This is a genomic window from Mesorhizobium sp. YR577 (genome assembly GCF_900116595.1).
Classification (GTDB): domain Bacteria; phylum Pseudomonadota; class Alphaproteobacteria; order Rhizobiales; family Rhizobiaceae; genus Mesorhizobium_M.
Map to the genome: position 1 here is coordinate 104,896 of NZ_FPBI01000005.1, position 12,592 is coordinate 117,487.

Sequence of the window (12,592 nt, forward strand, 5' to 3'; positions counted from 1 at the left end):
TCGCCCACGATCGTCCCTGTCCCAAACCAAGCCATGATAATACCCCATTAACTTGACAATAATAATCAAGTTAACCTAGTGAGTATGGCAACATGGCATTGCTGACAACGTCCGAACCTTTGTGCGGCGATCAAAAACATTTGCAGGCCAACAAAATTCGTCTCGGCGCCATCGCCGCGCTCACTCCGTAATCCGTGAGCAAGTACGATCGCCGAGAAAACTGGAAAGGCATTGCCGATGAGCTCGTTCTCTGGCGTGCGGGACGACAGCTTCGACCCCGGTGGCAACAAGCGCGTTCTCGTTCGCGATTTCATGCGACGTGATGGCGTCGTTGTAGACAGCACGGACGACCGGCTTTCGATGGAGGACACGCTGATCGAGGGCGAGTTCCTGCATCAGGAACTGCGCCGCGGCCTGGTCCTGCATATCAGCGATGCCATCGAAGAACGCCCTTTCACCATCACATCGCGCCAGCGGCAGGAACTGTCCTGCATTTTCTTTCTCGACGGCGAGGTCGATCTCAAGATCGGTGACCGCCGCTTCCAGTTCAAAGGCGACCAGCGCAGCGCGATAAAAGGCGCAGCGATCATGAGCACCGGTTCCGAAAGCTTCGAGCGGGCTTCGATGGGCGGCCAGCGTGTTCGCCATCTCGTCGTGTCTGCCACTCCGGACTGGCTCAATTTCGAAGGGCTGGAGGAAGTACGCGACAATCGGCTTGCCGCCAGCCTGCTCAAGGACAATCTCGCCGACCATCGCTGGACATTGACCCCCCGCGTCGTGGAGTTGGTTCGGCAAATCGTCACGCCGTCGGTTTTCCTGCCTGAACTTCGCAACCTCTATCTGGAGGGGCGGGCGGTGGAGCTTGTTGCGGAAACCATCATGGCGGTCATGCATACCGACCGCCGCGCCACCGGCAGTAACATTCTTCAGCGTCACGAGATGACCCGCCTTCGACGCGCCAAGGATTTGATCGCAGCCAACCTGACCGAGCCGCTGAATGTCGAAATGATCGCGCGTGAATCAGGGATTAGCGCCAGCGGCTTGCAGCGTCTGTTCCGCCGATCCGAAGGCCACAGCGTCTTCGAATATGTGCGCCGCCTGCGCCTGGAACTTGCATTTACGGCTTTGCAGGACGGCGAGACGAGCATCCAGGATGCAAGTGCCATTGCCGGCTATTCAAGCCCGGCGAATTTCGCAACTGCTTTCAAGCGGCAGTTCGGCGTTACACCTCGAGAGGTCTTGACTGCCAGATAGGGCCAGGCGCGGGAGACCGCTAGTAGGGGCGGTCCTGGCGAAGCGGCATGTCCATCAATCCTTGTGGCCTCGGAAGAGGGTTGATCTCACGACGGAAATATGCCAATAAGTGACCGACCGGTCGGTAAATAATGTTGTTCGATCCGGTTTGGGAGAGAGACCTGATGCCTGAGGCTTTCGTCTGCGATGCCGTGCGCACGCCTATTGGCCGCTATGGCGGTGCATTGTCGGGTGTTCGCACGGACGATCTGGCGGCACTGCCGATCGCAGCGTTGATACAGCGCAATGGCGCGGCGGATTGGTCTCAGGTGGACGACGTCATCTATGGCTGCGCCAACCAGGCCGGTGAGGACAACCGCAATGTTGCGCGCATGGCAGCACTACTCTCGGGCCTGCCCGTCGAAGTTCCCGGCACGACGGTGAACCGTCTCTGCGGCTCCGGGCTTGATGCGGTTGGGCTGGCCGCTCGGTCGATCCGGGCCGGCGACTGCGATTTCATGATCGCTGGCGGGGTCGAGAGCATGTCGCGTGCGCCCTTCGTCATGCCGAAGGCAGACGCGGCCTTTTCGCGCTCGAATGCAGTCTACGACACGACCATCGGCTGGCGTTTCGTCAATCCGAGGATGAAGAAGGCGTTCGGTATCGATTCCATGCCGGAGACCGCTGACAATGTCGCAGCCGACTTCGGCGTTTCACGCGCAGACCAGGATGCCTTCGCGCTGCGCAGTCAGCAGCGCTGGGCGGCCGCGCAAGCTGCAAACAGTTTCGCCGACGAGATCGTGCCCTTGCCGGTGCCGCAGAAGAAGGGCGACCCGGTGCTTGTCGACCGCGACGAACATCCGAGGCCGGATGCCTCACTGGAACAACTCGCCAGGTTGAAGGGCGTCAATGGACCGGACCTCAGCGTCACCGCCGCCAACGCCTCCGGCGTGAATGACGGTGCGGCAGCGCTTGTCGTAGCCAGCGAACGCGCAGCCACAGCCAACGGCCTGACGCCACGTGCCCGTGTCGTCGCAATGGCCGCCGCAGGCGTTGAACCCCGCATCATGGGCATCGGCCCGGTGCCTGCCGTGCGCAAGGTCTTGGCCCGCGCCGGCCTGGAGCTCGGCCAGATGGATGTGATCGAGCTCAATGAGGCTTTCGCTGCCCAGGCGCTTGCGGTTCTGCGCGAACTCAGCCTGCCGGACGACGCTGCGCATGTGAACCCCAATGGCGGCGCCATCGCGCTTGGCCATCCGCTCGGCATGAGCGGCGCGCGGCTGGTCACCACCGCGACATGGCAGCTCCAGCGCAGCGGGGGGCGTTACGCGCTCTGCACGATGTGCGTGGGTGTCGGGCAGGGAATTGCATTGATCCTCGAGCGCGTCTGACGCGCGAACCGGAAGGAGACGACGCGATGTATGCACAGATGGTCAAGACGGATGCCGCCCGGGTGCGCAGCCTCGACGAGATGGAGCCGCAGGAGCGCGCCTTTCAGGAGCGCATCAATGACGGCCAGAAGATCGAGCCGAAGGAATGGATGCCGGAGGCCTATCGCAAGACGTTGATCCGCCAGATCAGCCAGCACGCCCATTCAGAGATCGTCGGCCAGTTGCCGGAGGGAAACTGGATCACGCGGGCGCCGACGCTGGAGCGCAAGGCCATCCTGCTCGCCAAGGTACAAGACGAGGCCGGTCACGGGCTCTATTTGTACTGTGCCGCGGAAACGCTCGGCATAAGCCGCGACGAGATGTACGAGCAGCTCCATTCGGGCAAAGCCAAATATTCCTCGATCTTCAACTATCCGACGCTGACTTGGGCCGACATCGGCGCGATCGGCTGGCTGGTGGATGGCGCGGCGATCATGAACCAGGTGCCGCTGCAGCGCTGCTCCTATGGCCCGTATGCCCGCGCTATGGTGCGCATCTGCAAGGAGGAGAGCTTCCACCAGCGTCAGGGCTTCGACATCATGACCGTGCTTTGCAAGGGCACGGAAGCGCAGAAGGCGATGGCGCAGGACGCACTGAACCGCTGGTGGTGGCCGTCACTGATGATGTTCGGGCCGTCCGACAGCGACTCGGTCCATTCGGCGCAATCCATGGCCTGGAACATCAAGCAGGATTCCAACGACGAGCTGCGCCAGAAATTCGTCGACCAGACCGCGCCGCAGGCGAAGTTCCTCGGTCTCGCCATTCCCGATCCGGAACTCAAATGGAACGAGGAGAAGGGTGGTCACGATTTCGGTGAGCCGGACTGGACCGAATTCTTCGAGGTGGTCGCCGGCAACGGTCCCTGCAATCGCGAGCGACTGGCCGCTCGCAATAGCGCCTGGGACGAGGGTGCCTGGTTCCGCGACGGCCTGACCGCCTACGCCGACAAGCAGGCGGCTCGGCGAAAAGAAGTCAGGATCGCGGCCGAATAGGACGCTAGCGAAAGCCTCAAGCGAGATCGAGTTGGGAGTAAACCAATGTCCAGCGAATGGCCCCTGTGGGAAGTTTTCATCCGCGGCCAGCATGGCCTTAACCACCGGCATGTCGGCAGCCTTCATGCACCCGATGCCGAGATGGCGATCAACAATGCGCGCGATGTCTACACACGCCGCAACGAGGGCGTGAGTATCTGGGTGGTGCGCTCGTCGGATGTCGTCGCCAGTGCACCGTCGGAAAAAGGCCCGCTGTTCGATCCGGCCAATTCCAAAGTCTACCGGCATCCCACCTTCTTCGACGTGCCGGACGAAGTGGGGCATATGTGATGTCGACCGCACCCGCTACATCATCGGCCGTCGCCGAATTTGCGCTCAGGATGGGCGACACCTGTCTCATCCTCGGCCACCGCAACTCGGAATGGTGCGGTCATTCGCCGGCTCTGGAGGAAGACATAGCGCTGGCCAACACCGCGCTCGACCTGATCGGCCAGACCCAACTCTGGCTCGGCCTTGCCAGCGAAGCCGAAGGTGGTGGGCGTTCACCTGACAACCTCGCCTTCCTGCGCGACGCTGCCGGCTATCGCAACCTTTTGCTGGTCGAGCAGCCGAGCGGCGATTTCGGCCGCACCGTCATGCGGCAGTATCTGTTCGACGCCTGGCACCTGCCTCTGCTGAAGGCATTGACCGGATCGAGCGACAAACGCGTCGCCGAGATCGCCGAGAAGGCGGCGAAGGAGGTGGCTTATCACCTGCAGCGCAGCGCCGATCTTGTGGTGCGTCTGGGCGATGGCACCAAGGAGAGCCGCGAGCGCATGCAGGCGGCGCTGGAGTTCCTCTGGCCCTATACGGGTGAAATGTTCACGGGTGACGTGGTGGACGACGAACTTGCCGCCGCAGGAATAGCGCCTTCGCCGGAGGAACTGCGCACGGCCTGGGAACAGCATGTCGCGCGCACCTTGGCCGACGCCACGCTGAAGCTGCCGGAAAAGGCTTACATGCAGAAGGGCGGCAAGCGAGGCGTCCATTCGGAACATCTGGGCTTCATCCTGGCCGAAATGCAGTTCCTGCAGCGCGCCTATCCCGGCGCGAACTGGTAGGATCACCATGGACGCCACCCTGACGCTTCCAGCAGTCGACCAGGTCTGGTCTTGGCTCGCTGCCATTCCTGATCCCGAGATCCCGGTCATATCGCTGACTGACCTCGGCATCATCCGACACGTAAGCTGGGCGGACGAAACGCTGGAAGTGACGGTAACGCCGACCTATTCCGGCTGCCCGGCGACCGGCGTCATCAACTTCGAGATCGAACGGCACCTGCGCGAACACGGCGTCGAAAAACTGCGGCTCAAGCGCCAGCTGTCGCCTGCCTGGACGACAGCCTGGATCAGCGCCGATGGCCGCGAGAAGCTGCGCGCCTATGGCATCGCGCCACCCGTCGAAGGCACCACGGCCTGCGCCGGCGCGTTGATACCGTTCGACGTTGCCTGTCCGCGCTGCGGCTCCAAACAGACGGAGCGGATCAGCCAGTTCGGCTCGACGCCCTGCAAGGCGCATTTCCGCTGCACGGAGTGCCTTGAACCCTTCGATTACTTCAAGAGCCTCTGAGGACCCATGGCCCGCTTCTTTCCGCTCGAAGTTGCAGATGTTCGCCGCGAAACCCGCGATGCCGTGGTGGTGACGCTCGCCCCACGCGCCGAAGATTGCGGCACCTTCGACTTCACGCAGGGCCAGTATCTCACCTTTCGCCGTGCCTTCGATGGCGAGGAGCTGCGCCGTTCCTATTCGATCTGCGCCGGCAAGGACGAGGGTGTGCTCAAGGTTGGCATCAAGCGCGTCGATGGTGGTGCCTTCTCCACCTGGGCCAATGAAGACTTGCGTCCCGGCGACGTGCTGGAAGCGATGGCGCCGATGGGCGCATTCCATGTGCCGCTGGAGCCGGCGCGTGCCCGGCACTATCTCGGCTTTGCCGGCGGCAGCGGCATCACGCCGGTGCTTTCGCTGATCAAGACGACACTCGCTCGCGAGCCGAAATCGCATTTCACGCTGATCTACGGCAACCGTTCGAACAATACGATCATGTTCCGCGAGGAGCTGGAGGACATCAAGAACTCCAATCTTGGCCGTTTCAGCGTCATTCATGTTCTGGAGAGCGAGACTCACGACATCGACCTCTTTTCCGGCCGCATCGACGCCGACAAATGCGCAAGGCTGTTCAAGGGCTGGATCAATATCGCGGCCGTCGACATGGCCTTCATATGCGGGCCTGAGCCGATGATGCTGGCAATCGCGGCTTCGCTGCGTGAGCACGGGCTGCGCGACGATCAGATCAAGTTCGAATTGTTCGCCTCTGCGCCGCGCCGCGCCAAACAGGTGGCCAAGGTCGCCTCCGATGGCCAGAAGGCTGCAATGTGCACCGCGAGAATTACGCTCGACGGCTCTACCCGCGTGATCGAGATGGCCAAGAAGGGCGAGACCATCCTCGAAGCTGCGCTTGGCGCCAACCTCGACGCGCCCTTTGCCTGCAAGGCCGGCGTCTGCTCCACCTGCCGCGCCATGGTGCTGGAGGGCGAGGTCGAGATGGAAGCCAACCACGCGCTGGAGGATTACGAGGTCCGGCGCGGCTACGTGCTGACCTGCCAGTGCTACCCGCTGTCCGACCATGTGGTGGTGACCTATGACCAGTGACGAGACCATGCCGATTGCGGACTATCTCGCTCTGGGCGGCAAGCTGACGACGCCAGAGAATGCACCGCCGCGCTATCGTGGCGAGCTGCTTCGCCTGATGGCGACCTTCGTCGACAGCGAGCTGGCGGGTGCGGCCGGTTTTGCCGACATCATCAACGATGGGCCCGGCATCAAGGAGCGCATCGCCGCCTCGCGCATCGTGCTGGAGAAGCTTGACCACGCCGAGCGCGTGCTGGCCATCATGGGCGAGTTCGGCGCCGACATTTCACGTTACGCCAATCACCATCCCTGGACCGAGCGTGTGGCGCGCGACAGCGATCTCGGCGCGGCGCGGCATGGTTCCGACATGCGGCTCGCCGTGCTGCACTATCCGCTGCAGGGCTGGGTCGATGCAGTGGCGATGAACGCGCTGATGGGCCATGCGGTGGTCCTGCAGCTCGGCGAATTCGCTCGCGTCTCCTACCAGCCGCTCGGCGAAATTTTCTTCGCCATCCTCCCGCGCGAGCGTCGGCACATGGAGCTCGGCGTTGAAGGCCTGCGCAAAATTCTCGTCGATGCGGCCAACCGTGCCGAGGTGAGCGGGTCTATCGCGTACTGGCGGCCGCGCGTCGCCGCCTCTTTCGGCAGCGGCACGTCGGGGCATTTCGAAACCCAGAAGAAGTTTGGCCTGCGCCACACCAGCAATGCCGATCTCGCTTCGGAATGGGAGCGCCAGGTGGATGCGCTGCTCGCCGAAATCGGCCTCGCATAAAATGGAAACTGCTCCCTTTCTGCGCGCCACTGAGACGATCCAAGCCGATTGAGGAACCAACCGATGAACGCTCCTTTGACCAAAATCCGCCAGCTCGAATCCTACGTTGCCGGCGAATGGGTGCGCGGCGCCGGCAAGGCCGTCCCGCTGCTCGATGCGTCCACGGGTGAAGCCGTCGCCCAGATCGACGCCAGTGGCCTCGACATGAAAGCCGCTCTGCGCTTTGGCCGGGAAAACGGTTCGCCGGTATTGCGAAAGATGAGCTTTCACGAACGGGCGCTGATGCTGAAGGCGCTCGGGCAGGCGCTGATGGAGGCCAAGGAGGAATTCTATGCGCTCTCCACGGCTACCGGCGCGACGCGCACCGACAGCTGGATCGACATCGAGGGCGGCATCGGCACGCTGCTTTCCTACGCCTCAAAGGGGCGGCGCGAATTGCCCAACACACGCGTTCTGGTCGACGGGGACGCGGAATCGCTTTCGCGCGACAACAGCTTCTACGGCCAGCATATTTTGACGCCGCTGGAAGGTGTCGCGGTCCATATCAACGCCTTCAATTTCCCCTGCTGGGGCATGCTCGAAAAACTTGCGCCGACGCTGCTGGCAGGCATGCCGGCAATCGTCAAGCCGGCCAGCCAGACTGCTTATCTGACCGAGCTGATGGTGCGTCGCATCATCGATACCGGCATCTTGCCGAAGGGAGCCCTGCAATTGATCAGCGGGTCGGTCGGCGACCTGCTCGACCATGTCGACTGCCAGGACGTGGTCACCTTCACCGGTTCGGCCGGCACCGGCCGCCGACTGCGCACGCATCCGTCGATCGTCGAGAACTCGGTGCGCTTCACCATGGAGGCCGACAGCCTCAATGCCGCGATCCTTGGCCCCGATGCGCTGGCCGGCACGGAGGAGTTCGATCTCTTCGTGAAGGAGGTGGCGCGGGAAATGACGGTCAAGGCCGGCCAGAAGTGCACGGCGATCCGTCGCGTCATTGCACCACGTGGCAGCGTCGAGGCGCTGGTCAAGGCGCTGGGCGACAGATTGGCCAGGACTGCACTCGGCAACCCTTCCGACGAGACGGTCAAGATGGGACCGCTCGCCAGCCTTGCACAGCGCGAGGAAGTGCGCGCGCGTATCAAGGATTTGCAAGCCGATGCCGAGATCGTCGCCGGCGATCCCGACCGGCCCAGCATCGTTTCGGGCAATGCGGAGGAGGGCGCCTTCCTCAACCCCGTGCTCCTTTATTGCGACAGGCCGGATGTAGCCCAGGCAGTGCACGACGTCGAGGCCTTCGGTCCGGTCAGCACCATCATTCCTTACGATACGGCGGAAGAGGCGGCCGAACTGGCGCGGCGCGGCAAAGGCAGTCTCGTCGCCTCCGTCTTTACCAATGATGCCGTTTTCGCGCGCGATACAGTCGCGGCGCTCGCCCCCTGGCACGGCCGTATCATGATCGGCAACCGCGCCAGCGCAAAGTCGTCTACCGGGCATGGCTCGCCGCTGCCGATGCTGGTGCATGGCGGACCCGGGCGTGCCGGCGGTGGCGAGGAACTCGGCGGCATGCGCTCCGTCAAGCATTACATGCAACGCTCCGCCATCCAGGCCGCTCCGTGGCTAATGTCGGAAGTCACCGGACGCTGGGTGCCCGGTGCGAAGGTTCGCCAGGATGTGCACCCCTTCCGCAAGTCGCTGACGGAACTGGAGATTGGCGATCAGCTCGTTACTGCCAGCCGCACCGTGACGCTTGAGGACATCGAGCATTTTGCCGCCTTCACCGGCGATACGTTCTACGCCCATATGGACGAGGCTGCGGCCAAGGCCAACCCATTCTTCGAGGGGCGCGTGGCTCACGGCTATCTCATCGTCTCCTTCGCGGCCGGCCTATTCGTCGATCCGGCGCCGGGTCCGGTGCTTGCCAATTACGGCGTGGACTCGCTGCGGTTCCTCACCCCCGTCAACCCGGGTGACTCGCTTCAGGTCACGCTCACGGCCAAGCAGATCAACCCGCGCGAGACCGAGGATTATGGCGAGGTGCGCTGGGATTGCGTGGTGACAAACCAGGACGCCAGGGTGGTCGCGCAGTACGACGTTCTCACCATGGTGGCGAAGACCTGATGCCGTCGCATTTCAGCGGCCAGACCCGGTACCGGCCGGTCGCTGCGATGTTCACCGGTTTAGTGAGGTTACGCCGTTGAGGAAAAGCGTCGTCACCATGTCGGCATAGCCGTCACGGCTCAGGGCACCGCTCGGCTTGAACCAGATGTAGGTCCAGTTGAGGATGCCGAAGAGCGACATGGTCACCGGGGTCACGCCAGCGCGCTTCTTGCCCAGTTCAGGATTGATCTTGATCAGCACATCCGAAAAAGCCTTTACGATGCGGCGCTCCATCTGCTGCAACTCGACGCGCTGGGCCTCGGAGAGAGATCCGGTTCCGTTGAGCAGAACCTGATGGAAGTTCGAAGCCGTGCGGTAGTTCTCGAGAACGCCGCCAATCAGATGGCGGAGCCTTTGCGGCGGATCCAGATCAGGACGATCGGCTTTCTGGATGGCAGCTTCAAGCTCGATCAGATGCGTGCGTCCGATGTCGAAGAGAAGCAGTTCCTTGCTGGGGTAATAGTGATAGAGCAGGGCCTTGGAAACGTTGTTTTCCTTGGCGATCTGCGCCATCGATGCGTGTTCCATGCCAAGCTTGGCGAACACTGCCGCAGCGCTGTCGAGAATGCTGCGCCGTTTGTCGTCGAAATCGGCGGCTCTCGTTCTCGCCATTTCCTGCTATCCCTTAAGCCTGTTGTCGACGACACGCTTTGCCTTGCCTGCTGACCGCTCGACCGAATCGGGATCGCCGACCTTTACCTTCATGCTGACACCGACCACGCTTTTGATGTGGTGTGCAAGTTCTTTGGCCGAGTGCGCGCGGACATCGGAGTTGGTTGCGTTCGGCATTGCCTCGACATGCACAATCATGTCGTCCATGCGGCCGTTGCGCGTCAGCTCGATCTGGAAATGCGGTGCAAGCCCGCTGCATTTCAGGATCTGCTCCTCGATCTGGGTCGGGAAGACATTCACACCGCGCAGGATCATCATGTCGTCAGAGCGGCCGGTGATCTTTTCGATGCGTCGCATGGCGCGCGCGGTGCCGGGCAGCAAGCGGGTCAGGTCGCGCGTGCGATAGCGGATGATCGGCAATGCTTCCTTGGTCAGCGAGGTGAACACCAGTTCGCCCATCTCGCCGTCGGGCAACACTTCGCCAGTCTCCGGGTCGACGACTTCGGGATAGAAATGATCTTCCCAAACATGCAGGCCGTCCTTGGTTTCCACGCATTCGTTGGCGACACCGGGGCCGATCACTTCCGACAGGCCATAAATGTCGACAGCGTGCATGTCGAAATCGCGTTCGATCTCCAGCCGCATCGCGTTGGTCCAGGGTTCGGCACCGAAGATGCCCACTGCCAGCGACGTGCTGCGCGGGTCGATGCCCAACTTGCGGTATTCGTCCAGGATCGACAGCATGTAGGACGGCGTCACCATGATAATGCGCGGCTTGAAGTCCTGGATCAGCGTCACCTGGCGCTCGGTCATGCCACCCGAAATGGGTACCACCGTGCAGCCCAGTTTCTCGGCGCCGTAATGCGCGCCAAGGCCGCCGGTGAACAGGCCATAGCCATAGGCGATATGGCAGATGTCACCCGGTCGTCCGCCGGCCGCGCGGATCGAGCGCGCCACCACCGTTGCCCAGGTGTCGATATCGTTCCTGGTGTAGCCGACGACGGTCGGCTTGCCGGTGGTCCCTGACGATGCGTGGATGCGCGCCAGCTTTTCGCGCGGCACGGCGAACATGCCGAACGGGTAGGTGTCGCGCAGGTCCTTCTTCACCGTGAAGGGAAACTTCGACAGATCGGAAAGGGTCTTCAGGTCGTCCGGGTGAACGCCTGCCTCATCGAACCTTGCGCGGTAGTGCGGCGAGTTCTGGTAAGCGTGCGCTAATGTCGTCTTCAGCCGCTTCAATTGCAGCGCGGAAATTTCGTCGCGCGAGGCCATCTCGATCGGCTCAAGGTCACCCGGGTGGGGAGACAGGTCTTCCATTTAGTTCCTCCCAGAACTCGTGTTCGGCTTTACGCCGGTGTCGGCAGATGCGTACCTTTGACGGTTCGCGATTGACCGCGGAATTCCGCGACATGCTCGCCTTTCTGATTGATGATCCGAACATCGTAGATGCCGTCGCGGCCGCCGCGCGAAACCTCCTTCGCAGTGGCAGTCAGGCGGTCACCGAGATATGCGGGCGCGATGAAGGTGATATCGCAATGCCGCGCCACGGCGCGCTGGTTGTAGCTGTTGCAGGCGAAAGCAAAGGCCGAATCCGCCAGCGTGAACAGATAGCCGCCATGGCAGGTCTTGTGGCCGTTGGTCATGATGCCGGTCACGATGAACGAAACCGTCGCTTTGCCCGCTGCAACATGTTCCAGCACCATACCGAGATGCTGCGAGGCGCTGTCGTCGCGCCACATCGCTGCGGCTGAAGCCGTCGCCAATGCTGCCGGATCGTCAAAGTCGACAGTCATTTGCCCTTGAACTCCGCCGGACGCTTGTCGAGGAACGCCGCCACACCTTCGGCGTAGTCGGCGCTGCGGCCGGCCCTTCGCTGCAGGTCGCGTTCGAGGTCAAGCTGTTGGTCAAGCGTGTTGGCGGCCGCGGCCTGTATGGCCTGTTTGATGAGGCCGAGCCCAAAGGTCGGCCCGGCGGCCAGCCGCTTCGCCAGGGCTGCCGCTTCCGGCATGAGTTGGTCGTCGTCAACGGCCTTCCAGATCATGCCCCAAGCCGCCGCGGTTTCTGCCGGCAGCGGCTCGGCGGTCAGTGCCAGTCCCTTGGCGCGGGCTTCACCTAGCAGGCGAGGCAGGCTCCATGTGCCGCCGGAGTCGGGCACCAGTCCGATCTTGGAAAAAGCCTGGATGAACTTGGCGGACTTCGCCGCAAGCACGATGTCGCAGGCGAGCGCGATGTTGGCGCCCGCGCCGGCGGCGACGCCGTTCACCGCACAGACGATCGGTTTGTCCAGGGCGCGGATGAGGCGCAGCAGCGGATTGTAGAAAGTCTCGATCGTATAGCCGAGGTCCGGCGCCTCGGTGGAATTGCGCGGATCGCGGTCGCCGAGATCCTGGCCGGCACAGAAAGCACGGCCGGCACCGGTCAGAAGAACCGCCCGCACCGTCGCTTCGTCACGTGCGCTTTCTATCGCGGCGCGCAGCGCGCGATGCATCTCTTCGTTGAAGGAATTCAGCTTGTCGGGACGGTTGAGCGTCAGCGTCATGACACCGTCCGCCACCGACGCCAGCAGCGTTTCGGATTGCATTGCGTGAATTCCTCCCAATTCCTCCGCTGAGAAAATCCATCAGGAAATCTCGGTAAGAAAGCTCTTGCATAATCCGACCGGTCGGTCAATAATAATTCGAAAGGGAGAAGGTGGACGTGCTTCTTACCCGCCGGAGGGGTGTGGTGCCGGGGCT

The 12,592-nt window shown here is 62.5% G+C and carries 13 protein-coding genes; 9 read left to right on the forward strand and 4 right to left on the reverse strand.

Going from position 1 to position 12,592, the window contains the following annotated elements; all coding sequences use genetic code 11:
- The first annotated feature begins 237 nt into the window (after nucleotides 1-237).
- From BM413_RS08925 to paaZ, 9 genes are all read left to right on the forward strand, one after another.
- Nucleotides 238-1,254 carry a helix-turn-helix transcriptional regulator gene (locus BM413_RS08925; RefSeq protein ID WP_091912486.1) on the forward strand — a complete coding sequence of 339 codons (1,017 nt, stop codon included), beginning with the start codon at nucleotides 238-240 and terminating at the stop codon, nucleotides 1,252-1,254.
- 164 nt (nucleotides 1,255-1,418) lie between these two features.
- A complete protein-coding gene (pcaF, locus tag BM413_RS08930; RefSeq protein WP_091912848.1) occupies nucleotides 1,419-2,624 on the forward strand; it encodes a 3-oxoadipyl-CoA thiolase in 1,206 nt (401 codons plus the stop codon).
- A 26-nt stretch (nucleotides 2,625-2,650) separates the two neighbouring features.
- Entirely contained in the window at nucleotides 2,651-3,655 is a 1,005-nt protein-coding gene (gene paaA / locus BM413_RS08935; protein ID WP_091912489.1) for a 1,2-phenylacetyl-CoA epoxidase subunit PaaA, read from the forward strand.
- Between the two features lie 45 nt (nucleotides 3,656-3,700).
- Entirely contained in the window at nucleotides 3,701-3,985 is a 285-nt protein-coding gene (gene paaB / locus BM413_RS08940) for a 1,2-phenylacetyl-CoA epoxidase subunit PaaB (protein ID WP_091912491.1), read from the forward strand.
- A complete protein-coding gene (gene paaC, locus BM413_RS08945) occupies nucleotides 3,985-4,755 on the forward strand; it encodes a 1,2-phenylacetyl-CoA epoxidase subunit PaaC (protein WP_091912492.1) in 771 nt (256 codons plus the stop codon). Before paaB ends, paaC begins: the two co-directional genes overlap by 1 nt.
- A 7-nt stretch (nucleotides 4,756-4,762) precedes the next feature.
- Entirely contained in the window at nucleotides 4,763-5,263 is a 501-nt protein-coding gene (paaD, locus tag BM413_RS08950; RefSeq protein WP_091912493.1) for a 1,2-phenylacetyl-CoA epoxidase subunit PaaD, read from the forward strand.
- 6 nt (nucleotides 5,264-5,269) lie between these two features.
- On the forward strand, nucleotides 5,270-6,343 hold the full coding sequence (gene paaE, locus BM413_RS08955) for a 1,2-phenylacetyl-CoA epoxidase subunit PaaE (protein WP_091912495.1): 1,074 nt from the start codon (nucleotides 5,270-5,272) through the stop codon (nucleotides 6,341-6,343).
- Complete coding sequence (locus BM413_RS08960; RefSeq protein WP_091912497.1) at nucleotides 6,333-7,094, forward strand: Phenylacetic acid catabolic protein; 762 nt, start codon at nucleotides 6,333-6,335, stop codon at nucleotides 7,092-7,094. Before paaE ends, BM413_RS08960 begins: the two co-directional genes overlap by 11 nt.
- A gap of 63 nt (nucleotides 7,095-7,157) precedes the next feature.
- Nucleotides 7,158-9,206, forward strand: a complete 2,049-nt coding sequence (paaZ, locus tag BM413_RS08965) for a phenylacetic acid degradation bifunctional protein PaaZ (RefSeq protein ID WP_091912499.1) — start codon at nucleotides 7,158-7,160, stop codon at nucleotides 9,204-9,206.
- Between the two features lie 51 nt (nucleotides 9,207-9,257).
- Here paaZ and BM413_RS08970 read toward each other — a convergent pair whose 3' ends face one another.
- From BM413_RS08970 to paaG, 4 genes are read right to left on the reverse strand one after another with little or no spacing between them, the layout of a single operon-like run.
- Nucleotides 9,258-9,857 carry a TetR/AcrR family transcriptional regulator gene (locus tag BM413_RS08970; protein WP_091912501.1) on the reverse strand — a complete coding sequence of 200 codons (600 nt, stop codon included), beginning with the start codon at nucleotides 9,855-9,857 and terminating at the stop codon, nucleotides 9,258-9,260.
- A gap of 6 nt (nucleotides 9,858-9,863) precedes the next feature.
- Nucleotides 9,864-11,174 (reverse strand): phenylacetate--CoA ligase PaaK, encoded by a 1,311-nt coding sequence (paaK, locus tag BM413_RS08975; protein ID WP_091912503.1) that lies wholly within the window; start codon nucleotides 11,172-11,174, stop codon nucleotides 9,864-9,866.
- A gap of 29 nt (nucleotides 11,175-11,203) precedes the next feature.
- Nucleotides 11,204-11,650 carry a hydroxyphenylacetyl-CoA thioesterase PaaI gene (paaI, locus tag BM413_RS08980; RefSeq protein WP_091912505.1) on the reverse strand — a complete coding sequence of 149 codons (447 nt, stop codon included), beginning with the start codon at nucleotides 11,648-11,650 and terminating at the stop codon, nucleotides 11,204-11,206.
- The gene (gene paaG, locus BM413_RS08985) at nucleotides 11,647-12,438 is read right to left on the reverse strand and encodes a 2-(1,2-epoxy-1,2-dihydrophenyl)acetyl-CoA isomerase PaaG (protein WP_091912507.1); all 792 of its coding nucleotides are present in this window, start codon (nucleotides 12,436-12,438) and stop codon (nucleotides 11,647-11,649) included. Before paaG ends, paaI begins: the two co-directional genes overlap by 4 nt.
- Nucleotides 12,439-12,592: the final 154 nt, after the last annotated feature.

Bases quoted from the DNA above. Each gene is read 5' to 3' on its own strand.
- BM413_RS08960 (WP_091912497.1), top strand. From the start codon at position 6,333: ATGACCAGTGACGAGACCATGCCGATTGCGGACTATCTCGCTCTGGGC.
- paaZ (WP_091912499.1), top strand. From the start codon at position 7,158: ATGAACGCTCCTTTGACCAAAATCCGCCAGCTCGAATCCTACGTTGCC.
- paaI (WP_091912505.1), bottom strand. From the start codon at position 11,650: ATGACTGTCGACTTTGACGATCCGGCAGCATTGGCGACGGCTTCAGCC.
- paaD (WP_091912493.1), top strand. From the start codon at position 4,763: ATGGACGCCACCCTGACGCTTCCAGCAGTCGACCAGGTCTGGTCTTGG.
- paaK (WP_091912503.1), bottom strand. From the start codon at position 11,174: ATGGAAGACCTGTCTCCCCACCCGGGTGACCTTGAGCCGATCGAGATG.
- paaB (WP_091912491.1), top strand. From the start codon at position 3,701: ATGTCCAGCGAATGGCCCCTGTGGGAAGTTTTCATCCGCGGCCAGCAT.
- BM413_RS08925 (WP_091912486.1), top strand. From the start codon at position 238: ATGAGCTCGTTCTCTGGCGTGCGGGACGACAGCTTCGACCCCGGTGGC.
- paaE (WP_091912495.1), top strand. From the start codon at position 5,270: ATGGCCCGCTTCTTTCCGCTCGAAGTTGCAGATGTTCGCCGCGAAACC.
- pcaF (WP_091912848.1), top strand. From the start codon at position 1,419: ATGCCTGAGGCTTTCGTCTGCGATGCCGTGCGCACGCCTATTGGCCGC.
- paaA (WP_091912489.1), top strand. From the start codon at position 2,651: ATGTATGCACAGATGGTCAAGACGGATGCCGCCCGGGTGCGCAGCCTC.
- paaG (WP_091912507.1), bottom strand. From the start codon at position 12,438: ATGCAATCCGAAACGCTGCTGGCGTCGGTGGCGGACGGTGTCATGACG.
- paaC (WP_091912492.1), top strand. From the start codon at position 3,985: ATGTCGACCGCACCCGCTACATCATCGGCCGTCGCCGAATTTGCGCTC.
- BM413_RS08970 (WP_091912501.1), bottom strand. From the start codon at position 9,857: ATGGCGAGAACGAGAGCCGCCGATTTCGACGACAAACGGCGCAGCATT.